The sequence below is a fragment of the Acidithiobacillus sp. AMEEHan genome (genome assembly GCF_030996345.1).
Lineage (GTDB): Bacteria > Pseudomonadota > Gammaproteobacteria > Acidithiobacillales > Acidithiobacillaceae > Igneacidithiobacillus.
The window spans coordinates 370,655-392,170 of sequence record NZ_CP118747.1; the positions used below are offsets into that span (position 1 = coordinate 370,655).

24 protein-coding genes and 1 pseudogene are annotated in these 21,516 nt (G+C 60.9%); 8 read left to right on the forward strand and 17 right to left on the reverse strand.

What is annotated here, in order from left to right:
• Positions 1–9: 9 nt before the first annotated feature.
• Positions 10–717 (reverse strand): 2-C-methyl-D-erythritol 4-phosphate cytidylyltransferase, encoded by a 708-nt coding sequence (gene ispD / locus ORD17_RS01855; protein ID WP_308389219.1) that lies wholly within the window; start codon positions 715–717, stop codon positions 10–12.
• Positions 718–830: 113 nt separating this feature from the next.
• Between ispD and mfd the strand changes: the two genes are divergently transcribed.
• From mfd to gorA, 5 genes and pseudogenes are all read left to right on the forward strand, one after another.
• On the forward strand, positions 831–4,283 hold the full coding sequence (mfd, locus tag ORD17_RS01860; protein ID WP_308390028.1) for a transcription-repair coupling factor: 3,453 nt from the start codon (positions 831–833) through the stop codon (positions 4,281–4,283).
• A gap of 2 nt (positions 4,284–4,285) precedes the next feature.
• Positions 4,286–5,398 (forward strand): phosphoserine phosphatase SerB, encoded by a 1,113-nt coding sequence (serB, locus tag ORD17_RS01865; protein WP_308389220.1) that lies wholly within the window; start codon positions 4,286–4,288, stop codon positions 5,396–5,398.
• An 85-nt stretch (positions 5,399–5,483) separates the two neighbouring features.
• Complete coding sequence (locus ORD17_RS01870; RefSeq protein WP_308389221.1) at positions 5,484–6,227, forward strand: glutathione peroxidase; 744 nt, start codon at positions 5,484–5,486, stop codon at positions 6,225–6,227.
• Positions 6,228–6,280: 53 nt separating this feature from the next.
• Positions 6,281–6,367 (forward strand): annotated as a pseudogene (locus ORD17_RS01875) (hypothetical protein); the annotation flags it as partial.
• Between the two features lie 59 nt (positions 6,368–6,426).
• Entirely contained in the window at positions 6,427–7,638 is a 1,212-nt protein-coding gene (gene gorA / locus ORD17_RS01880; protein WP_308389222.1) for a glutathione-disulfide reductase, read from the forward strand.
• A gap of 1 nt (position 7,639) precedes the next feature.
• On the opposite strand, the gene ORD17_RS01885 is transcribed toward gorA, so the two are convergent.
• The 7 genes from ORD17_RS01885 to radC form a co-directional block, all read right to left on the reverse strand.
• Positions 7,640–8,485 (reverse strand): S-methyl-5'-thioinosine phosphorylase, encoded by an 846-nt coding sequence (locus ORD17_RS01885; protein ID WP_308389223.1) that lies wholly within the window; start codon positions 8,483–8,485, stop codon positions 7,640–7,642.
• Complete coding sequence (locus ORD17_RS01890) at positions 8,482–9,030, reverse strand: hypoxanthine-guanine phosphoribosyltransferase (RefSeq protein WP_308389224.1); 549 nt, start codon at positions 9,028–9,030, stop codon at positions 8,482–8,484. The genes ORD17_RS01885 and ORD17_RS01890 overlap by 4 nt, the downstream gene beginning before the upstream one ends.
• 9 nt (positions 9,031–9,039) lie before the next feature.
• Positions 9,040–9,417 carry a DsrE/DsrF/DrsH-like family protein gene (locus tag ORD17_RS01895; protein ID WP_215873357.1) on the reverse strand — a complete coding sequence of 126 codons (378 nt, stop codon included), beginning with the start codon at positions 9,415–9,417 and terminating at the stop codon, positions 9,040–9,042.
• A gap of 96 nt (positions 9,418–9,513) precedes the next feature.
• Positions 9,514–9,879 (reverse strand): YtxH domain-containing protein, encoded by a 366-nt coding sequence (locus ORD17_RS01900; RefSeq protein ID WP_308389225.1) that lies wholly within the window; start codon positions 9,877–9,879, stop codon positions 9,514–9,516.
• A 33-nt stretch (positions 9,880–9,912) separates the two neighbouring features.
• On the reverse strand, positions 9,913–10,266 hold the full coding sequence (locus ORD17_RS01905; RefSeq protein WP_308389226.1) for a hypothetical protein: 354 nt from the start codon (positions 10,264–10,266) through the stop codon (positions 9,913–9,915).
• A 42-nt stretch (positions 10,267–10,308) separates the two neighbouring features.
• Positions 10,309–10,692, reverse strand: a complete 384-nt coding sequence (locus tag ORD17_RS01910) for a diacylglycerol kinase (RefSeq protein WP_308389227.1) — start codon at positions 10,690–10,692, stop codon at positions 10,309–10,311.
• A complete protein-coding gene (gene radC / locus ORD17_RS01915) occupies positions 10,689–11,363 on the reverse strand; it encodes a DNA repair protein RadC (RefSeq protein WP_308389228.1) in 675 nt (224 codons plus the stop codon). Before radC ends, ORD17_RS01910 begins: the two co-directional genes overlap by 4 nt.
• A 55-nt stretch (positions 11,364–11,418) precedes the next feature.
• Here radC and coaBC point away from each other — a divergent pair, with 55 nt between their 5' ends.
• From coaBC to ORD17_RS01930, 3 genes are read left to right on the forward strand one after another with little or no spacing between them, the layout of a single operon-like run.
• Positions 11,419–12,624 carry a bifunctional phosphopantothenoylcysteine decarboxylase/phosphopantothenate--cysteine ligase CoaBC gene (gene coaBC, locus ORD17_RS01920; protein WP_308389229.1) on the forward strand — a complete coding sequence of 402 codons (1,206 nt, stop codon included), beginning with the start codon at positions 11,419–11,421 and terminating at the stop codon, positions 12,622–12,624.
• A complete protein-coding gene (gene dut, locus ORD17_RS01925; protein WP_374693380.1) occupies positions 12,624–13,076 on the forward strand; it encodes a dUTP diphosphatase in 453 nt (150 codons plus the stop codon). Before coaBC ends, dut begins: the two co-directional genes overlap by 1 nt.
• On the forward strand, positions 13,054–13,647 hold the full coding sequence (locus ORD17_RS01930; RefSeq protein ID WP_308389230.1) for a YqhA family protein: 594 nt from the start codon (positions 13,054–13,056) through the stop codon (positions 13,645–13,647). The genes dut and ORD17_RS01930 overlap by 23 nt, the downstream gene beginning before the upstream one ends.
• Positions 13,648–13,676: 29 nt before the next feature.
• On the opposite strand, the gene dcd is transcribed toward ORD17_RS01930, so the two are convergent.
• From dcd to rpmG, 9 genes are all read right to left on the reverse strand, one after another.
• On the reverse strand, positions 13,677–14,243 hold the full coding sequence (dcd, locus tag ORD17_RS01935; RefSeq protein WP_308389231.1) for a dCTP deaminase: 567 nt from the start codon (positions 14,241–14,243) through the stop codon (positions 13,677–13,679).
• An 11-nt stretch (positions 14,244–14,254) separates the two neighbouring features.
• Positions 14,255–15,331, reverse strand: a complete 1,077-nt coding sequence (gene apbC, locus ORD17_RS01940; protein ID WP_308389232.1) for an iron-sulfur cluster carrier protein ApbC — start codon at positions 15,329–15,331, stop codon at positions 14,255–14,257.
• Positions 15,332–15,359: 28 nt separating this feature from the next.
• Positions 15,360–15,665 carry an antibiotic biosynthesis monooxygenase gene (locus ORD17_RS01945; RefSeq protein ID WP_308389233.1) on the reverse strand — a complete coding sequence of 102 codons (306 nt, stop codon included), beginning with the start codon at positions 15,663–15,665 and terminating at the stop codon, positions 15,360–15,362.
• Positions 15,666–15,695: 30 nt separating this feature from the next.
• Positions 15,696–16,520, reverse strand: coding sequence for a 4-hydroxy-tetrahydrodipicolinate reductase (dapB, locus tag ORD17_RS01950; RefSeq protein ID WP_308389234.1), 825 nt, complete (start codon positions 16,518–16,520; stop codon positions 15,696–15,698).
• 1 nt (position 16,521) lies between these two features.
• On the reverse strand, positions 16,522–17,646 hold the full coding sequence (gene dnaJ / locus ORD17_RS01955) for a molecular chaperone DnaJ (RefSeq protein WP_308389235.1): 1,125 nt from the start codon (positions 17,644–17,646) through the stop codon (positions 16,522–16,524).
• 66 nt (positions 17,647–17,712) lie between these two features.
• Complete coding sequence (gene dnaK, locus ORD17_RS01960) at positions 17,713–19,620, reverse strand: molecular chaperone DnaK (RefSeq protein ID WP_308389236.1); 1,908 nt, start codon at positions 19,618–19,620, stop codon at positions 17,713–17,715.
• Between the two features lie 42 nt (positions 19,621–19,662).
• Positions 19,663–20,184, reverse strand: coding sequence for a nucleotide exchange factor GrpE (gene grpE, locus ORD17_RS01965; protein ID WP_308389237.1), 522 nt, complete (start codon positions 20,182–20,184; stop codon positions 19,663–19,665).
• Between the two features lie 56 nt (positions 20,185–20,240).
• Positions 20,241–21,275 carry a heat-inducible transcriptional repressor HrcA gene (gene hrcA, locus ORD17_RS01970; protein ID WP_308389238.1) on the reverse strand — a complete coding sequence of 345 codons (1,035 nt, stop codon included), beginning with the start codon at positions 21,273–21,275 and terminating at the stop codon, positions 20,241–20,243.
• Between the two features lie 79 nt (positions 21,276–21,354).
• Positions 21,355–21,510, reverse strand: coding sequence for a 50S ribosomal protein L33 (gene rpmG, locus ORD17_RS01975; protein WP_308389239.1), 156 nt, complete (start codon positions 21,508–21,510; stop codon positions 21,355–21,357).
• Positions 21,511–21,516 lie beyond the last annotated feature (6 nt).

Genomic DNA, 21,516 nt, shown 5'->3' on the forward strand with positions numbered 1-21,516 from the left:
GTTCTCCTGTTACGACTCACGCGCCGCCAAAATGGCCTCAGCCAAGGGCAAATCTTCGGGGTAGGTGATTTTGAGGTTATCGGCGTGGCCCTGCACCAAAAGGGGACGCCAGCCGCGCCGTTCCATGGCCGAGGCCTCATCGGTCACCGGGGCACCCTGCTGCTCGGCATCGTCAAGGGCCTCGAGCAGCGCACCCAGTGGGAAGGCCTGGGGAGTCAGGGCACGCCAGAGATGTCTACGCTCGACAGTGGCCACCGCATGCTCGCCCTCGGCGCGCTTGAGCGTATCGGCCACCGGCAAGGCCAGCAAGGCCCCTTGAGGGGCTCTGGGCAAGGTATCCAGGAGCACGTGCAGATCGCCCCGTTGCAGGCAAGGACGCGCGGCATCGTGGACCAGCACCCAGTCCTGCGGCAGGGCACCCTGCTCGAGAAGTGCGCGCAGGCCGTGTCGCACCGAGTCCTGGCGCTGGGCCCCACCCACCACCGGGGGCAGAAAGCTCCGGCTTTGCGGACCGAGAAGCTCACGCCAGGCTCCGGTGGCCAAGTCTGCCCCCGGCAGCACCAGTTGTACGCCACGGATACGGGGCTCGGTCAAAAACGGCTGCAGGGCGTGGGCAAGCACCGGGCGGCCACGCAACTGTAGATACTGTTTGGCAACGGCACCGCCAAATCGCTGCCCGCGTCCACCGGCGGGAATCAAGGCCCAAACCTGTTCCATGTACATCCTCCTGAGCGCTGCGCCAGCATACCCGAATGACCGGGACTTTTGCAGTTTTTTATTCCCCTGCATAGACTGTCGCCCTGACTTGTTGAGGATACGCTGTCTTGCTGATGGATTGGCTCGGGTCACTGGTCCCCCAACCTGGAAAAACCGTAACCCTGCCGCCGAGCCCGGGCGCCGCCCAGGCCCTCGTGGCGGCAACCCTGCAACGCCGCTTGCAACGCCCGATCCTATTGATCGTCAATGCCACCCGCACGATAGAGGAATGGCAGCGAGAGTGGCAGTTTTTCGCAGCAGAATTGCCGACTCCGTTGGTCTTTCCCGATCGGGAAGTGCTCCCCTACGATCGCTTGAATCCTCCCGCCGAGATCAGCACCGCGCGACTGGCGACCCTGGCAGCACTGCCGCACTGGCGTGGACTGATCATCGCTCCCGCTAGCGCCGTGCTGCAGTATCTACCACCGCCAAGCCATCTCGATCGTCATGCGTTGTGGCTGCACCCGGGGGCGCGCTTACCGCTCGAATCCTTCCGCCAGCGCGCCATCGATGCCGGTTATCAAAGCGTGAGCGAGGTTTCGGAGGCGGGGGAAATTGCCTGGCGCGGTGGCATCATCGATATTTTCCCGAGCGGCAGCCCAGCTCCCTACCGGATCGAACTGTTCGGTGACGAAATCGAAAGTATTCGTGCCTTCGACGTGGAGACGCAGCGGAGTCTGGGTAAAGTAGAGAAGGTAGAGCTCCTGCCGGCACGCGAAGTACCGATTGCCAACGAAGATTTGCAGCGCTTTCGCGCACGGTTTCGCGCCCGCTTCAGCGGCGATCCGCAGCAGGCGGAGGTCTATCGTGCCGCCAGTCGCAACAGCGTACCGGCGGGTGCCGAGCAATACCTACCCCTGTTTTTTGAAGCTTGCGGCGACATCTTCGATTACCTGCCAAAAGACAGTATTGTGCTGGAGGAGTCCGGCCTTGCTGCCGCCGTCCAGCAATTGCGCCGAGAGTGGCAAGAACGCTATGCCGAGCGCAGCAGCGATCGTGCCCATCCCATTCTGCGCCCCAGTGAACTGTTGCTGAGTGAGGACTCCTGGCAGGAACGGCTGGCGGCCCATCCCATTTTGGAGCTCAGCGAACAGGCGCAAGGCGAGGCGCAGGGCTTCCTCCCTCCACCTTCCCTGCAGGGCAACAGTGAAAATCCCCTGCATGGTCTCGAGCGCTTTCTCCAGGAGCTAGCGGGCAGCGCCCGGGTAGTCTTGGCCGCAGAATCTGCAGGGCGCGCCGAAGCGGTGGGCGAGCACCTGCAACGCTTGGGCATCAAGGTCGAGCGGGTGCAAGATTGGTCCGAATTCTCCGCCGGCAAGATGGCCTTGGCCCTCGCGGTGGCGCCGCTGGAGCGGGGACTGTTGCATCAACAGCGGGGACGCATCGATCTGGCGTTGATCTCGGAAGCGCAGATCTTTGGCGATCGGATTTTTGCCCAGCGCCGTGGCGGAAGGGCACGACAGCGGAGCATGGAAAACCTGCTGCGCGACCTGGGAGAACTACAGCCAGGCGATGTGGTGGTCCATGAAGATTACGGCATCGGTCGCTTTCTGGCGCTGAACACTCCCTTCGCGGCACAAGGGGATGTCAACGAATACATGAGCATTGCCTATGCCGGCGATGCCAAGGTCTACGTGCCAGTGGAACAGCTCGATCGCGTCAGCCGCTTTGTCGGCAATGGCGAAGAAGTCGAGCTTTCGCGGCTGGGGAATGCGCGCTGGAGCAAGGCCAAGGCCAAGGCGCGGCAGAAGGCGATCGATGCCGCCAGCGAGCTGCTCGATATCTATGCGCGCCGCGCCGCGCGCCCAGGACGGAGCTTCCCGGCACCGGATGACGCCTACTGGGACTTTGTTTCCCGTTTCCCCTTCGAGGAAACACCAGATCAGCAAGCAGCCATCGATGCCGTCATCGATGATCTGCAACGACCGCATCCCATGGACCGCCTGGTCTGCGGCGATGTCGGTTTTGGCAAGACCGAAGTGGCCATGCGTGCTGCTTTCCTGGTCGCTCATAGCGGCGCTCAGGTTGCCATTCTCGTGCCCACCACCCTCCTCGCTCAGCAACATTTCGAGAACTTTCGTGATCGCTTCGCAGGCCTCCCTATCCGCGTGGCCACGCTCTCGCGCTTCCAGAAAGGCAAGGAACGCAGCGCGATCCTCACCGATACCGCCGCCGGCAACATTCAGATTCTGATTGGCACGCATCGGCTGCTGCAGGGTGATGTGCAATTTGCCGATCTGGGGCTCCTGATTCTCGATGAGGAGCATCGTTTCGGCGTGCGGCATAAAGAAAAGATCAAGACGCTGCGCAGTGAGGTGGATGTACTCACCCTGACGGCAACACCCATCCCCCGCACGCTGAATCTTTCTCTGGCCGGCCTGCGGGACCTGTCGCTGATTGCCACGCCGCCGCAGCGCCGGCAACCAGTACGCACCTTTGTGCAGGAATTTTCCGCAGACACCATCCGCGAGGCTTGCCAACGCGAACTGCATCGGGGTGGACAGATTTATTATCTGCACAACGAGGTGCAGGATATCGAGCGCAGCGCCAAATTGCTGCAACGCCTGTTGCCCGAGGCACGCATCCGCATCGCCCACGGGCAGATGCCGGAGACCGAACTGGAGGCGGTGATGCTCGACTTTTACCATCAGCGCTTCGACCTGTTGCTCTGCACCACGATCATCGAATCAGGCATCGACAATCCCCGTGCCAATACCATGCTCATCGATCGCGCCGACCGCTTCGGCCTGGCCCAGCTTCATCAGCTACGTGGACGCGTAGGTCGCGGACATCAGCGGGCCTACTGCTATCTTTTCACTCCCGATCCGCGCGCCATGACCGACGACGCCAAACGTCGCCTCGATGCCATCCAGTCCCTGGAGGAGCTCGGCGTCGGTTTTGCCCTGGCCAGCCACGATCTGGAAATTCGTGGCGCCGGCGAGCTCCTGGGCGATGCCCAGAGCGGACACATGGATGAAGTGGGCTTCACCCTGTTCATGGAATGGCTGAACGACGCCGTCGCCGCCATCCGTGCCGGTAAGGATCCGCAGAGTCTTGCAGAAAAACAGGCGGAGGGGCCACAGATCCATCTCAACACTCCGGCGCTCATCCCCGCTGATTATCTGCCCGATGTGCAACTGCGCCTGCAGCTCTATAAACGCCTGGCCAATCTGCGCAAGAGCGAAGGAATCGGTGAGATCATGGTGGAAATGGTGGATCGCTTTGGCGCCCTGCCGGACGCCGTCAAAACTCTGCTTTGCCAGACACAACTGCGCATCCTGGCCGAGGGCCTGGGCATTGCCGCCATCGATGCGGGACCGCAGGGGGCACGCCTGACCCTGAGTCCGCAGCATCGCCTGCCGGTGGAGCGCCTGTTACAGAAGATCCAAAAGGAATCGCAGACTTTCCAGCTCGAGGGTCAGGACCGCCTGCGCATCCGCCGTACCCTGCCCGCCGGGCAGGCGCGTTGCGAAGCCATTCTTGCGCTCATCGACGAACTCAACGGTCCTGACCGAATCAAGGAGTAGACATGCCTGCCACTCGCCTCGCCATTGTGAGTCCCGCCCAACAGGGACGCATGACCTTGCCCGCCAGCATGGGCCAAATCGTTGCTGGAGAGACCGAACAGCGGGAAATTGCCGGGAGCTGGCTGCAGAGCTGGCGCCTGCCCGCCGGCTTTGCCGAGCTGCGACCCTTTCTGGAGGAGCTAGCGCGCCAGGGGCTGCTACAGGAGCGGGAGGTCCTCTGGGGGCCGGCAACAGACGCGGAAGAACCTCTACGCCTGGTTTTGCGCGGTGCCCTGAGCCCGCAGATCCTGCGCCGGGCACTGACCAGTCTGCAACTACGCGCCTTTCTGCCGGGCCGGGTGTTGCTCGCCCAGGGCAATGAACTGGCGATCGAGATCTGGGGCGATGCCACTGCCCTGCCCCTCGCCAACCACCAACTTGTGGAGGCATTGATGGAGTTTCCCGTCGACGTTGCCCTCACACCACACTGGAGAAGCGGCCAGTTTCGCCTGTTGATCAGTGACATGGACTCCACCCTGATCGCCATTGAATGCATCGACGAGCTCGGCGCGCATCTCGGCCTGAAAAGCAAGATCGCAACGATCACCGAACGCTCCATGGCCGGCGAGCTGGATTTCCGCAGTTCTCTGCGCGAGCGCGTGCGCCTGCTTGCCGGCACTCCGGTCAGCGCCATCGACGCCGTCATCCGGGAGCGTCTACAATTCAGCCCGGGCGCCCGCGAGCTGATCGCCGCCGCCAAGCGTGCGGGTATGGAGACCGCGGTCGTTTCTGGCGGCTTCACCCAGTTCACGCGGCATGTCCAGGAAGAACTCGATCTCGACTACGCCTTTGCCAACCAGCTCGACATTCGCGATGGCAAGCTCACCGGCGAGGTCATCGGCGATATCATCGATGCCGAGGCCAAGGCTGACATCCTGGACTTACTCGCTATTGCCGCAGGCACCGATGCCAGCCAATGCGTCGCCATCGGCGATGGCGCCAACGATCTTCCCATGCTGCGCAAGGCGGGGGTTGGTATCGCCTACCGTGCCAAGCCTGCTGTCCGCGCCCAGGCGAATTATCAGATCCGTCAGGGCGGACTTGAATTTGCCAGCAGCATTCTCGGTCTACCCTGAGGCCCTCAGCGGCATTTGCAAATGTTTTAGACATTGTCTAAAATGAGGCTTCATCAATTTCGATGAAGCCATCGAGGATCGATCCATGAAACTCAGCAATATGGAAGGGAAAGCAGTACCCCAGGTCACTTTTCGCACCCGGGAGAACAATCAGTGGAAAGATGTCAGCACGAAGGAACTCTTCGCCGGCAAAACGGTTGTAGTCTTTGCTTTGCCTGGCGCCTTCACGCCCACCTGTTCTTCCAGCCATTTGCCGCGCTATAACGAGCTGGCGCCAGTCTTTCGCGAAAATGGCGTCGACAGCATTCTCTGTATCTCGGTGAATGACGCCTTTGTCATGGAGGCCTGGGCCAAGGAGCTTGCGGTAGAGAATGTGCGTCTGATCCCCGATGGCAATGCCGAGTTCACTGCCGGTATGGGTATGCTGGTGGACAAGGCAGACCTGGGTTTTGGACGGCGCTCCTGGCGCTACTCTATGCTGGTGAAGGATGGCATTGTCGAAAAGATGTTCATCGAACCCGACAAGCCCGGCGATCCCTTTGAGGTCTCCGATGCTGACACCATGCTCCGGTACATCAATCCCAATGCTGAGGATCCGGCCTTCATCACGCTCTTCACCCGTGAAGGCTGTCCGCACTGTGCCCGCGCCAAGGCGATGCTGCAGGAGCGCAACCTTCCCTTCGAGGAGGTACATACCGGCATGGGTACCGGAATCAGCTCGCGCACCGTGCGCGCCGTTTCGGGGCGCTCCACGGTGCCGCAGGTCTTCATTGGCGGCAAACACATCGGTGGTGCTGACGATCTTGCCAGCTATCTCGGCGCCCACTAACTGCAAACTGATCTGCAACACGGCGTCTCCCTGACGCCGTAAGGAGCTTACTCGTGAGCGCGACAACCGACTTCGATTTCATCGTCATCGGCGGCGGTAGCGGCGGCATTGCCAGCGCCAACCGCGCCGCCGCCTATGGCGCCCGCGTCGCCTTGGTGGCGAAGGGACCCCTGGGGGTACCTGCGTCAATGTGGGCTGTGTGCCCAAAAAGCTCTTCTGGAACGCCGCCCATTTGGGAGGTAGTCATGAGCTCGCGCAAGGCTATGGCTTTGCGGCAACCCCCTGGGACTTCTCCTGGAACCGCTTCAAAAGCCGTCGCGACACTTATGTCCAGCGCCTCAACGGGCGCTACGCCGAGGGACTGCAGAATAATCGAGTGACGCTTTTTCGCGGCCATGGGCGTCTGCGCGGCAAGGATCAGGTCAGCGTCGATGACGAATACCTGCTCACGGCACCGAAGATCCTCCTGGCAACGGGTGGAGCACCGATCTGGCCAGAGATCCCCGGGGCCGAGCTCGGCATCGATTCCGATGGGTTTTTCGCCCTGGGCGAGCAGCCGCAGCGGGTGGCCGTGGTCGGCGCCGGCTATATTGCCGTCGAACTGGCTGGCGTCTTGCGTGCGTTAGGCAGTGATGTCTCGCTGGTGATGCGGCGCAATCACTTTCTCCATGGCTTTGAGCCCATGTTGCGGGAACATTTGATGGAAACCATGCAAGCGCAGGGCATCAACCTCCTCGCTCAGCGTCAGGTGCGGCAACTCCGGCGCGAGGAGGGTGGGCTCTGTCTCGACTTTGCGCAAGGAGACTGCCTCGGCGGCCTCGATGCCGTGCTCTGGGCCATTGGCCGCCGTCCGCTTACGCGCGATCTCGGCCTCGAAGAAGCGGGGCTGACGGCTGCTAGCGATGGTTATCTGGAGGTCGACCCCTATCAGAACACCGCGGTGGAGGGTATCTACGCCGTAGGCGATATCACGCGCGCGCCAGCTCTGACCCCCGTTGCCATCGCCGCGGGACGCCGTCTGGCTGATCGACTCTTTGGCGGCCAGAGCGAACGGCACCTGGACACTAACCTGACGCCCACGGTGATCTTCAGTCATCCGCCCATCGCCACGGTCGGGATGAGCGAGATCGAAGCCCGGGAGCGCTATGGCGACGATCAGGTGAAATGCTACCAGACCCGTTTCGTGCCATTACTGCGCGCTTTTCAAAACGATCCAGAACGGACTGCCATGAAACTGGTAACCGTCGGGCACGAGGAGCGCATCGTCGGGCTGCACGCCATTGGCGATGGGGTAGAGGAAATGCTCCAGGGCTTTGCCGTGGCCATCCGCATGGGCGCTCGCAAACGGGACTTCGATGACACCATCGCCATCCACCCAACGAGCAGCGAAGAGTTCGTGACCCTGCGCTGAATCAGGCGGAGGGAGTTCCTGTTTTTCGCGCCAGTGGTGCCTTATGCAGCGCCTTGAGCGCCTCCGGACCCACCGCCGTGCCACAATCACAGGGCGGGCAGTCGGCCAGCAAGGGGACCGCGGCCGCGAGCACCGCACGCACTCGCGCCATGCCCTCATGCATCACCGCATCGATCCCTTCCATGGTAATCGGTTCCGTCGACTTCCCCGCCGCGGGGTTCACCACAAGGGACAATGGCGCATAACAAAGCCCAATCTCCCGCGCCAGCACGGCTTCGGGACAGCCAGTCATGCCCACCACATCGCCGCCATCCCGCTCGATCCGGAGGATTTCTGCAGCGGTCTCCAGACGCGGTCCCTGGGTCGCGGCGTAGGTGCCTTCCGGGTGCACGGGGATTCCGGCTTTTTCGGCTCCCTGCAGGAGACGTTGCCGCACATTGGCGCAGTAGGGTTCGGAAAAGTCGATGTGAATCACCTGCTGCGCCTCTCCCCCTTCAAAGAAGGTGCTGGGGCGACCGTGGGTGTAATCGATCAGCTGATCCGGGACTAGCAAGACACCGGACTGCATCGCCGGCGTGATTCCGCCGACGGCGGTCACCGCGATCAGATGGCTGACCCCCACATGATGCAAGGCCCAGATGTTGGCGCGGTAGTTGACCCGGTGGGGCGGGATGGTATGACCATAGCCATGACGGGCCAGAAAAACGATTTCCTGACCATTGAGAACACCAAAGGTCAGAGGACCCGAAGCCTCGCCAAAAGGCGTACGAATGATGCGGCGATGGCGAATTTCCAGATTTTTGAGCTTAGTGAGACCGCTACCACCGAGGATTCCAACGCTGCTCATGATTCCTCCGCGAGTGCGAAAATTCCGGGGGCGTTACGACCGAGCCCCCGGGCATCGAGGCCGAAACCAAAGATGAAACGGTCCGGAACTTCAAGGCCCACGTAATCCACGGGCACTGCACAGGGACGTTCGCGCTCCTTGCGCACCATCACCGCCGTGCGCACCGCTGCCGCCCCCTGGGCACGGCAATAGTCCTGCAGAGCCAGCAAAGTGACTCCTTCATCGAGGATGTCATCGACGATGAGTACGGTGGCATCCAGCAGATTCTCCCGCGGCGTCAGACGCCACAAAAGATCACCTCCGCGGATTTTGTCACCATAGCGACTGACCTGTACACAGTCCAGATGCAAGGGAAAATGCAGCAGAGGGAGCAACTGGCCGACAACGACGATGGCACCAGACAAGACTGTCAGCACGATGACCGGGCGGTGCGGCACCAACGGTTCGAGATCCGCATTAATGGCAACGGCCATCCGATGGATGGCCGCGTGCACCGCCTCCGCACTGAACAACTGTTCAGCCGGCCCCAGGTGGGTAGGCGTCATGGTATGGACTTAGTAGGTGAAGGTGACGACATCGTCGTCCATGGCCTGCTCAATGACATAGGCGCCACCGACCACATCCGACACCTCGGGGATCAGATCTTCCTTGGTGCAATCCCACAGTTCGAGAGTGGGAGTACACACGAAGAACTTCACACCTGCCTCGTGCGCATCCTTGATGAAATCGTGAACACTCTTGGGGCTGCCCGGCATGACGTGCATCTTCTCTGCCACACCCTTCTTGGCCAGTTCGCCAGCACGGGCGGTGAGCACGACTTCCACTTCAAAGTCCATTGCCGCAGCCACCGTCGCCTGGAAGAAGGGCGCACCCAACTCCTGGGGGTTGGAAGGATCGGTGTTGACCATGACCATCAACAATTTATCAGCCATTTCATTACTCCTCGACAGAAAACTGCCGTTATCTTAGCGGCGCCAAGAGCCCCTTGCACCATGATTTGATTGATTACCGCATAAAAAACTGCGCGGTCAGTCCTCAGACTCTCCGGATTCCGCTTCGATCTGACGTTCGCGACGGGAGCGCAGCATGATTTCGCGCTCTTCTGCCAATGCCCTCTTCGCCACCTGAATGGCTTCCAGTAGATCTTGCCGCTTGGCATCCACCAATTCACTGCCGGAGGCCAACAGTTGTTGCGTCTTTTCCTGAATTTCGTCCAGCAGCCGGGAGATCCGCTCCTCGGCCAGAACCTCCAGTTCGCGCAATTGCTCCTTGCCCCGTTGCATCCTGCGGCGCAGATCGTCGCGGGTCTCCACACCGCTGGCCGGGGCGAGCAAGACGCCAGCGGCGGCGCCAACGAGTAAGCCCATCACGAAACCTGCTGCTGAATTTCTCATGCAAACCTCCAGTGATTAGCGAAAACGAAAATCCTAGCGACGGCGAGCAAAGTAGCGCCAACCGGCACGTACAGCCCGTACCCAGAGCCCAAGCTCCTGAATCGGCACAGTGAGCGTATCGACGGTATCACGCAGTTCCCGATCGATATAACGTAACGTCGCCTCGGCATGCTGTAGCTGCCTGCCACCACCGCGGATGATCTTCTGAAGCTCGCCGATTGCGAGCTTCAGGTCGAAGAGGAGCGGCCCAACTTCCTGCTCCGCTCTGGCGAGGACTCGTTCCAGACGCAGAAAGGTACGAATAACCACGCCAGCTACCGCAGCCAAAATGACGAGCGAAAAAATGGACACTATCGCGATGATCGTGATGGAGGCGTTGATACCCATAGCGTGCGTTATCCCAAAATTCCCTTGTTCACTATAGACGGATCAGAAAGGTGGTGCAAAATCCGCCCCTCCCTGAAAAAAGGCTAATAGCAAACAGACCGCCAATAGGATGGCCGCCAGGCTCAACACGAATACCGCTGCCGCCCCGAGATCCTTAGCCCGGCCAATGAACGGATCTCGTTCTGGTTCGACACGATCGGCCAGGGTTTCGATTGCTGTGTTGAGTAACTCGGCGGCCAGGATAGCCGCCATCAGCAGGATGAACAGCGCCCACCATAAAAGCGGCGCGCCGGTGAGAACCAAGAGAACAATCCCCAAGAATGCAGCACCCAGCTCGGTACGAAAGCTCGCCTCCCCCCGCACGGCACTTTTCAGACCGGCCAGCGCATAGCGTCCACGGCGCCAGAGAGGGGCGTTCTTTCTCACCAACCACCGGCCTCGCGCAGAGAGACAGGCTCGCCATCACCGACGATGAAGTGATCGAGCAGGCGTAGCTCCAATAGGCGCAGGGCATCCTCCAGCCGGCGGGTGAGTTGCCGATCCGCGGTACTCGGCTCAGCCACCCCGGACGGGTGGTTGTGGGCGACGATCAGAGCGGCGGCATTGAGCTCAAGGGCGCGCTTGGCGATTTCGCGCACATGGACGGTGGCGCTGTCGATGGTGCCCTGGAACATTTCTTCAAAGCGCAGAACGCGATGACGTTGGTCCAGAAAGAGCACCGCAAAGACCTCCCGTGCCCGATCCCGAAGACTGACGCGCAGGTATTCCGCCACCCGGCGTGGGGATTCGAGAGTCTCGCCCCGTTGCCAACTTTCCGCCAGATGTCGCCGCGCCATCTCCAAAACGGCTTGCAACTGCGCGAATTTGGCACTACCGAGCCCATGCTCCCTGCAGAAGGTCTCTTGCGAGGCCGTCAACAACCCCCGCAACCCGCCAAAGCGCTGCAGGAGGTCACGCGCCAGTTCGACGGCGCTTTTGCCACGCACTCCTACCCGCAAAAAAATTGCCAGCAATTCCGCATCGGACAGACTCTCCGCCCCCTTCGTCAACAATCGCTCCCGCGGACGTTCTGCCTCGGGCCAATCGGAAATAGCCATGCGCTCCCTCTTTTTCGTATGCTACTGCACAGATTGTAGCGAAAAGAGCGCAAACATGGACCCACTGGCGGGCAAAAAAATTCTCCTGTTGATTGGCGGCAGCATCGCCGCCTACAAGACGCCGGAACTGGTCCGCCTGCTGCGTGCTGCGGGGGCAGAATTGCGCATTGCGCTGAGCCCCCATGCCAGTGACTTCGTCTCGCCCCTGGCGCTGCAGGCGGTGAGCGGCCAGGTACCGCGCCTGTCCCTCTTCTCACCGGCCGAAGAAGCCGCCATGGATCATATCGCCCTGGCACGCTGGGCCGATGCCCTGCTCTACGCACCGGTGTCGGCGGCGGGGCTTGCCCGTCTTGCCCAGGGCCTCGCCGAGGACTTGCCGGGAGCCATCGTTCTCGCCAGCCGCGCGCCGCTCTTTCTGGCGCCCGCGATGAATACGGCCATGTGGGAGCATCCGGCCACCCAGCGTAACCTGCAGCAATTGGCTGCCTACGGGGCGCAGATCCTCGAACCCGAGAGTGGCAGCCTCGCCTGCGGCGAGACGGGGACGGGGCGTTTGCAGGAACTCAGCAGCATCGTCGAGCATCTGCGCCTCGCCCTCGCACCGCACCCTTGGTCGGGTTGGCGCGTCCTGGTCACTGCCGGCCCCACCTGGGAGGCCTGGGACCCAGTGCGCGGCCTGAGTAATCGCGCCAGCGGTCGCCAAGGCTATGCCTTGGCACAGGCGGCGGCGGAGCGCGGCGCCCAGGTGACCCTGGTGAGCGGTCCTACGGCCCTGTCCTGCCCCGCTGGGATACAGCGGGTAGAAGTTGAGTCGGCACGGGAGATGTTGGTGGCCTGTCAGGATCTCCTGCGGACCGAAACCATCAATCTCTTCATCGCCAACGCCGCCGTTGCCGACCATCGGCCCGCTACCGTCCTGAGCAGCAAACAGGGCAAGCAGGAACTCCCTCCCCAACTCCAGCTCGTGGCCAATCCCGACATCGTCCACAGCCTGCACCGAGACCCTCGGCGCCCGCGCTGGATCCTTGCCTTTGCCGCCGAGACCCACGGTGACGAAGGACGAGCGGTAACGAAACTACACGCCAAAGGGGCGGATTTTGCCGCCATCAACGATCTGCGCAAGGGCGCAATGGGCGGCGAAGAAAACGCCGTCGTGCTCTTTTGCCAAGGACAACGCTACGCCTTGGCACCGCAAGCCAAGCTCGACCTGGCGCGCGCCCTGTTGCATCATCTCGACACCTGCCTGCATGGAAGCACCTGATGGACAAACTTGCCATTCGCATTCTCGACCCCCGCCTCGGCCAGGAATGGCCCTTGCCCCACTACGCCAGCGACGCCGCGGCGGGCATGGACCTGCGCGCCTGTATCGAGGCACCCCTGACCCTAGCGCCGGGAGAAGCGGCACTAATCTCTACCGGTTTTGCCATGCACATAGGCGATCCAGCTGTTACCGCCCTGCTCCTGCCGCGCTCTGGGCTCGGGCACCGCGGTCTGGTCCTAGGCAACTTAGTAGGCCTCATCGATGCCGACTACCAAGGACCGCTCAAAGTATCTTTGTGGAACCGGGGTCCAGAACCTTTTTCCATTGCCGTCGGCGAGCGGGTGGCGCAAATGATCCTGATCCCCGTATTGCGCCCAGAGGTGGAGGTGGTGCAGGACTTTATCGCCACGGATCGCGGTGAAGGCGGCTTTGGCAGTACCGGTAGACATTGAGGGGCATATGGTCAAGAAGATTGAAGCGGCATTTGAATGGTTGCTCTGGAACAGTCGCTTTGCCGTACTCTTTGCGGTGATCGCTAGCCTCTTTGTCGCTTTTGCCGTCTTTTTCATGACTTCTGTAGATGCTTGGCATCTGGTCTCCCACATCCTCGCCTACGCCGACCCCTCTCTCACCAGTGCTGCCCGAGAAAATTTTCATCTGCAAGTCGTGGCCCATGCGGTGGGCATCGTGGATGGCTACCTGCTGGCAACCATTTTGCTGATCTTCGCTTTGGGTCTATATGAGTTGTTCATCAGCAAGATCGACGTGGCCGGCGAATCGAAAGGCTCCCGGGTACTCTTCATCCGCAGCCTGGATGACCTAAAAGACCGCCTCGCCAAGGTCATTCTCATGATCCTCATCGTCAGCTTCTTCGAGCGTTCCCTGTCGATGCACGTAAGTAACTTCCTCGACCTCCTCTATCTGGCCCTGGGCATCGCCTTGGTTGCCCTGGCGCTCTACCTTACTCACAGGGGCGGTCATGCACGGGCCGAGGCGGAGGCGTCCAACGAGGGCGAACATTAGGCAGCGAGGGACAAGCGCTGCCTACCGCCTCAGGCGCGCGGCAGGGTAACGCCGTGTTGCCCCTGATACTTGCCCTTGCGGTCGGCGTAGGAGACCTCGCAGACCTCGTCAGACTCAAGAAAAAGCACCTGGGCCACCCCTTCATTGGCATAGATTTTTGCCGGTAACGGGGTGGTGTTGGAAAACTCCAGGGTAACGTAGCCCTCCCATTCCGGCTCGAAAGGGGTGACGTTGACGATAATGCCGCAGCGCGCGTAGGTGGATTTGCCCAGGCAAATGGTCAGCACGTTGCGCGGAATGCGGAAATACTCAACGGTGCGTGCCAAGGCAAAGGAATTGGGAGGGATGATGCAGGTGTCGCCGCTGAATTCCACGAAGGAGTCCTCGCTGAAATTCTTCGGATCGACAATGGCGCTGCGCACATTGGTGAACACCTTGAATTCACCCGCACAGCGGATGTCGTAGCCGTAGGAAGAGAGACCGTAGGAGATGATCGGCTGCCCTTCGATCTGGCGCACTTGCTGCGCAGAGAAGGGCTCGATCATCCCCTTTTCCGCGGCCATTTGCCGGATCCAGCGATCGGATTTGATGGCCATGGGCAAAACTCCTAACGGTTCTCGATGACGATTTTGGGAAACTTATGGCTGTGGTCCACCGCCTGCAGGGCAATGCGACCCGCCACATGACGCGCCAACTCCCGATAGATCTTCGCCAGGGGAGAATCGGGTGCCGCCACCACCGTCGGTGCCCCGCTATCGGCTTCGTTGCGGATACTGCGATCCAGAGGCACAGCGCCGAGGAATTCCACCCCGTACTGCTCTGCCATCGCAGCACCGCCGCCATGACCAAAGATGTCGTCTTCGTTGCCGCACTTGGGGCAAATGTAGAAGCTCATGTTCTCGATGATACCGAGGATGGGCACGCCGACCTTCTCGAACATCTTCAGTCCCTTGCGCGCATCGAGGAGGGCGATGTCCTGGGGCGTGGTGACAATGACTGCCCCCGAAACCGGCACCTTCTGGGCCAGAGTGAGCTGGGTGTCGCCAGTACCTGGGGGCAGGTCAATGACCAAGTAATCGAGCTCGCCCCAGCGGGTGTCGGAGAGGAGTTGCTCCAGGGCCTGCATGACCATCGGGCCGCGCCAGACCATGGGGGTTTCCTCGTCGATGAGAAAACCGATCGACATGGCCTTGATGCCATGCCCCTCCATGGGCTCCATCTTCTTGCCATCTTTGCTGGTCGGTTTGCCCTCGATGCCGAGCATGCGCGGCTGGCTGGGCCCGTAGATATCGGCATCAAGGATCCCTACCCGCGCGCCTTCCTGCGCCAAGGCGAGGGCCAGATTGACGGCGGTGGTGGACTTGCCTACACCGCCCTTGCCGGAAGCGACAGCGATGATGTTCTTGATGCCCTCCAGCAACTTGACGCCGCGTTGTGCCTGATGGGTGCGGATGTTCTGATCAATTTCGACCTCTGGCCGGATGCCGGTGACCTTGTGCACTGCAGCGACGATCTCGTCGCCAAGCTTGCCCGCGACCCCTTGCGCTGGGTAAGGCAGTTCGAGCCGAACTCGCTGACCCTCCACGTTTTTCAACACACCGGCACTGGCCAGATCCTTGCCGAGATAGGGGTCCTGAATGCTCCCGAGTGCCTGTTCGACCTGCTGCCTCTGTAACTCTGCCATGGGCAATTACCTTCTCCGTCGTCCGGAATCAACCGGCAGAAATGATGACCTCGTGCTGCTCGATGCCGCCGCCTGCGCCAAAGGCTTCCTTGGGCAAAGGATTCTGGTGCGCCGCCTTGAAGTCGTCACTGCGCAGCCAAGCCTGAAAGGCGTCTTTGTCCTGCCAATGGGTGAGCACGATATACATGCCATCCTCAGCGACGGGACGCAGGATCTCCATGCGCACGAATCCTGGCTGCTTTTCCACTTCACCGGCGCGCCGGCGGAAGCGCTCCTCAAACTCCTGATGAAATTCCGGCTTTACGGGAACGCGGTTGGCCACTACGTATTGCATGACTGTCTCCAGAAGAACCTCTGAATTTTCCTATTCTACGGCAGGCGTGCTGCGCAGACCAAGAACATCCTGCATATCGTACAGTCCGGGTGCCCGACCCTGTACCCAGCGCACCGCACGCAAGGCTCCCTCAGCGAAATTGCGGCGGCTACTGGCACGATGGGTAAGCTCCAGACGCTCCCCAGCGCCCGCCAGCCATACGCTATGCTCACCCACCACATCGGCGGCACGCAGGGTGGCGAAGCCAATGCTGCCCTTGGCTCGCAATCCGTTATTGCCGTTGCGATCCCAGCAGGCCACCGCATCGAGCTCGACCTTGCGCCCTGCCGCCGCCGCGCGCCCCAAAGCCAGGGCAGTGCCCGAGGGGGCATCACGTTTCTGATTGTGGTGGGCCTCGATGATCTCGATGTCATAGTCCTCACCGAGCGCCGCCACCACTTGCGGTAGCAGCGACAGCAACACATTGATCCCGACACTCATGTTGGCGGCGGCGACGAGCGGGATGCGAGCGCTCAACTCTTCCAGCTCTGTTTGCTGATCGGCACTGAACCCCGTGCTTCCCAATACCACCGGAAGCTGTGCCTGGGCGGCGGCACGCAGATGGCAGAGGGCGGCATCCGCCGGGCTGAAGTCGACGAGGATATCGGCCTGGGCGAGGGCCTGCGCCAACTGCGCGGAAAGCGGGACACCCAGCTCGGCTACGCCCGCGATTCGACCAACATCCTCGCCGAGATTTTCCGCCCCGGGCCGACCCAATGCCGCTACCAGTTGTAGATCAGGTTGCTCGCACAGAGCCGCGATGATCGCTTTGCCCATCTTACCGGCCGCTGCTGCCAATGCCACGCGAATGGCCATCTCAGATCCCCATGCGTTCAAAAAAATCCTTGGCCTTGGCCCACCAGCTCTCCTGCTGCGGATGCTGGGCGAGCTCGCCGGTTTCTGCGGCAAACTCCTGCAGGAGTTCCCGTTGCCGCTCGCTGAGTTTGACCGGCACTTCCACCTGCACACGACAATGCAGATCACCTGCCATCCGGCTGCGCACCCCCTGGATCCCCTTGCCCCGCAGCAAAAAGACTCTCCCTGACTGAGTACCAGCCGGGATTTGGATCTTGACGCGCCCGCTTAGGGTAGGCACCTCCAGTTCACCACCCAGGGCCAGGGTGGTGAAACTCACCGGCACAGCACAATGGAGATCATCACCGTCGCGCTCAAAGAGACTGTGGGGTCTCACCTGGATCTCGACATAGAGATCTCCGGCTGCGCCGCCCCGCTCGCCCGCTTCACCCTCGCCGGTCAGGCGGATGCGGTCACCGGTATCGACTCCGGCCGGGATTTTGACCTCCACCTGCCGGTTTTTCTTGACGCGTCCTTGACCTTTACAGGATTTGCAGGGGTTTTTGATTACCTTACCGCTACCGCCGCATGCGGGACAGGGACGCGTAACCGAGAAGAACCCCTGCGCCATGCGGACCTGCCCGTGCCCGCCGCAGGTCCGGCAATCTTCGACTTCACTACCAGGCTCCGCGCCCGTGCCATGACATGCTTCACACATCACCGAGCTGGGGATCTCGAGCTCCACGGTCTTTCCCGAAGCGGCCTCCTCGAGAGTCAGATCCAGGCGATAGCGCAGGTCACTGCCACGGCCCGGGTCCTGCTGAAAACCGAAGCCGCCACGGGTGAACTGTTCGAAGATATCGCCAAAACCGCCAGCGCCACCAAAGCCTCCGAATCCCGCACCGCCCCCGCCGGCACCTCCCTGCACACCGGCATGGCCGTACTGGTCGTAGGCGCGCCGTTTTTGCGGATCGGAGAGGACTTCGTAAGCTTCGTTGATTTCCTTGAAGCGTTCTTCGGCACTGCTGTCGCCTGGGTTGCGGTCGGGGTGATAGCGCATGGCAAGGCGACGATAGGACTTTTTCAGCTCGCCATCGTCCACCGTGCGCGACACTTCCAGAATTTCGTAGTAATCCCGTTTGCTCATGCTCTCCATTCCCAACAACGGACAAGGGCAGGGATATTCCCCTGCCCTTTGCAGTGGATCAAGGCCTTACTTCTTGTCGACTTCCTCGAACTCCGCCTCGACCACGTCGTCGTCCTTGCTTTGGCTACCGGCACCAGCGCCGTCGGCAGGACCAGCCTGACCGCTCGGACCCGCATGCTGCAGCAGCTCGGACATGGCGGCCATCAGGGTCGCCACTGCCCCCTTGATGGCTTCCGGGTCCTCACCCTTGGCCGCCGACTCGACGGCGCTGATGGCATTCTCGACCTTGGCCTTGGCATCCGCCGGGGCACTGGCATGCTCCGTCAGCGCCTTGCGCGCCCCATGCACACTGCCATCAGCCTCGTTACGCGCCTCGATCAGGGCACGCGCCTTCTTGTCCTCGGCAGCATTGGCTTCCGCCTCCTTGATCATGCGCTGGATCTCCGCCTCGGAGAGGCCGGAGCTTGCGGTGATCTTGATCGACTGCTCCTTGTTGGTCTCCTTGTCCTTCGCGGAGACATGGAGAATGCCGTTGGCGTCGATGTCAAAGGTAACTTCGATCTGCGGCATACCGCGCGGTGCCGGACGAATGTCCGTCAGATCGAAGCGCGCCAGCGACTTGTTGTCCCGCGCCAGTTCGCGCTCGCCTTGCAGCACATGCACGGTGACCGCCGACTGGTTGTCTTCCGCCGTCGAGAAGATCTGCGACTTGCGCGTCGGGATGGTGGTGTTCTTCTCGATGAGCTTGGTCATCACTCCGCCCAGGGTCTCGATTCCCAGAGAGAGGGGGGTAACATCCATCAACAACACGTCTTTCTTGTCACCGGACAACACCGCACCCTGCACCGCCGCCCCAATGGCCACTGCCTCGTCGGGGTTGACGTCCTTGCGCGGCTCTTTCCCAAAGAACTCCTTCACCTTGTCCTGGACCTTGGGCATGCGCGTCTGTCCACCCACCAGAATCACGTCGGAGATCTGGCTGGAGGAGAGATCGGCATCCTTCATCGCCACCTTGCAGGGCGCCATGCTGCGGTCGATCAGATCTTCCACCAGCGACTCCAGCTTGGCCCGGGTCAGCTTCATATTGAGGTGCTTGGGACCCGACTGGTCGGCAGTGATGAAGGGCAGATTGACGTCGGTCTGCGCCGAGGAGGACAGCTCGATCTTGGCCTTTTCCGCAGCCTCCTTGAGGCGCTGCATCGCGAGGCGGTCATTGCGCAGGTCGATCCCCGCCTCCGCCTTGAAGGAGTCCGCCAGGTAATTGATGACCCGGTTGTCGAAATCGCCACCGCCGAGGAAGGTGTCGCCGTTCGTGGAGAGCACCTCGAACTGATGTTCCCCATCCATCTCGGCAATCTCGATGATGGAGATATCGAAGGTACCGCCACCGAGGTCATAGACCGCGACCTTGCTGTCGCCGGGGTTTTTGTCCTCGCCGAAGGCCAGGGCTGCCGCCGTCGGCTCGTTGATGATGCGCTTGACCTCCAGACCGGCAATACGCCCGGCATCCTTGGTCGCCTGCCGCTGGGCATCGTTGAAATACGCAGGCACGGTGATAACCGCCTCGGAAACCGTCTCACCAAGATAATCTTCGGCGGTTTTCTTCATTTTCTGGAGAATGTAAGCGGAAATCTGCTGCGGCGAATACTTTTTGCCACGCGCCTCCACCCAAGCATCACCGTTGTCGGATTTGACGATTTTGTACGGCACGTGCTTCATGTCCTTTTGCACTTCCGCATCGTCAAACTTGCGGCCAATCAGACGCTTGACCTCATAGATGGTATTCTCCGGGTTGGTTACCGCCTGCCGCTTGGCAGACTCGCCCACCAGGACTTCGCCATCTTCACTAAAAGCGACGATGGAAGGCGTCGTGCGCTTGCCTTCGCTGTTTTCGATCACCTTTACCTTGTCGCCTTCCATGACGGCAACGCAGGAATTGGTGGTTCCCAAATCGATACCAATAACTTTAGCCATTCTGTAATCTCCTCAAAAATCTCTGTGCGTTGCCCACAATCGTTACTGCGACGTGGCGGCCTTGGAGACCGATACCATGCTTGGCCGCAACAAGCGGTCGTGAATCAAATATCCTTTCTGGTGAGTCGCCAAAATTCGGTTGGGCTCGCCCGGATCCTCCACCATCGCAATCGCTTGATGTAGATTGGGATCGAAGCGGCCGTTTTCAACATCCACTGGCCGCACACCGGCGTTGCCCAGCGCCCCGATCAACAATTGCAAGGTATTTTCGATACCCTGCCGAAATTGTCGCATGGCCTCATCTTCACCGGTGGACGTGGCGAGAGCCATTTCCAGACTGTCGACCACCGGCAGGAGCTCTCTGGCAAAGCGTTCGACAGCATAATTGCGCGCATCCAGCATCTGCTTTTCGGTGCGCTTGCGCAGGTTCTCCATGTCGGCCAACGAGCGCAGATACTCGTTGCGGAATTTGTCCGCCTCGGCCCGCCAATCGGTCTCTGGTAACGCCTCAGCCTCCGCACTCGCTGTTTCGGTGGCCTGCGGATCCTGTTCGGTTTCACTCATGGGATACTTCCTCCAGTTTGCTCCAACCGGTAGATGGGGGCAGGCACGATTGCATTTCAAGAGGGAGACAGTTCACTGTGCGACAGAGCCTGTCCGAGCAGACGTGCGGCGCCATCCACCAAGGGGATGATCTCCTGATAAGGCATGCGCATGGGACCCAATACGCCAATCACGCCGACAGGATCTCCGTCGATGTGGTACGGTGCAGAGATGAGGGTGAATTCGCTCAGCGGTGCCAGACCCGACTCGCCGCCAATATAGATGCGGACGTCACTACCGCGTACGCTCTGGTCGAGGAGCATCACCAGCTCGCGCTTTTGCCGCACCACCGAGAGGAGCTCACGCAGGCGCTCGCTGCCGGCAAAATCGGGCAGATCGAGGAGCTGCAGCTCCCCTTCGATGAGCATGCGTTCCTGATCGGCGGCCAACATTTCCTTCCCCAGCTCCATGGCATTGCGCAGAATCTGGTCCATTTCGGCACGCGACTGGCGAAGATCGTCGTCGAGCAGAGCGATCACCTCCTGCAGCGGACGACCACCGTAACTGGCGTTGAAGCGATTGGCAGCCTGCGTCAGGGCTGCCGCACTCAAAGATTCGTGCAAGCGAACGAGGCGGTTCTCGACTTCGCCCTTGTCGGTAACAAAGATGGCCAGAACCTCACGCTCGCGCAGGCTGATGAAATCGACATGGCGCAGGATCTGTGTTGCCCGCCTGGGTACGCGGATAAAGCCCACCATACGCGTCATTTCCGACAGAGCCTCGGTGGCGGCATGCAGAACCTCTTCCGCATCCGGCACGCGTGCGCCAATCCGTTGCAGAAGCACCCGTTTCGCTGTCCCCGAAAACGGAGTCACATGGATGAGGGAATCGACGAAGAAGCGGTAACCGCTGGAAGTAGGGATCCGCCCAGCCGAAGTGTGCGGCGAAATGACATACCCCTCCTCTTCGAGGTCAGCAATGACGTTGCGCACGGTAGCCGGACTGATCGCCAGACCCGCTTCACGAGCCAGCTGGCGGCTGCCGACTGGCTGGCCGCTGCTGATGTGCTGCTCGATGAGGGATTTCAGTAAATGGCGGGCACGCGCATCCATTTTGCAAGCTCTCCTGGACACGCCCACTCCGGGCGTCTTGTTAGCACTCTACCGCAGAGAGTGCCAAGAGGCCAGAGAATTACTTGATTTTGTCTTCCCGATAGGCGACGTGCTTGCGTGCCTTGGGGTCGTACTTGACAAACTCGAGCTTGTCCGGGGTGTTCTTCTTATTTTTGGTGGTGGTATAGAAGTGCCCGGTGCCCGCGGTGGAAACCAGTTTGATCTTGTCGCGCATCGCTCA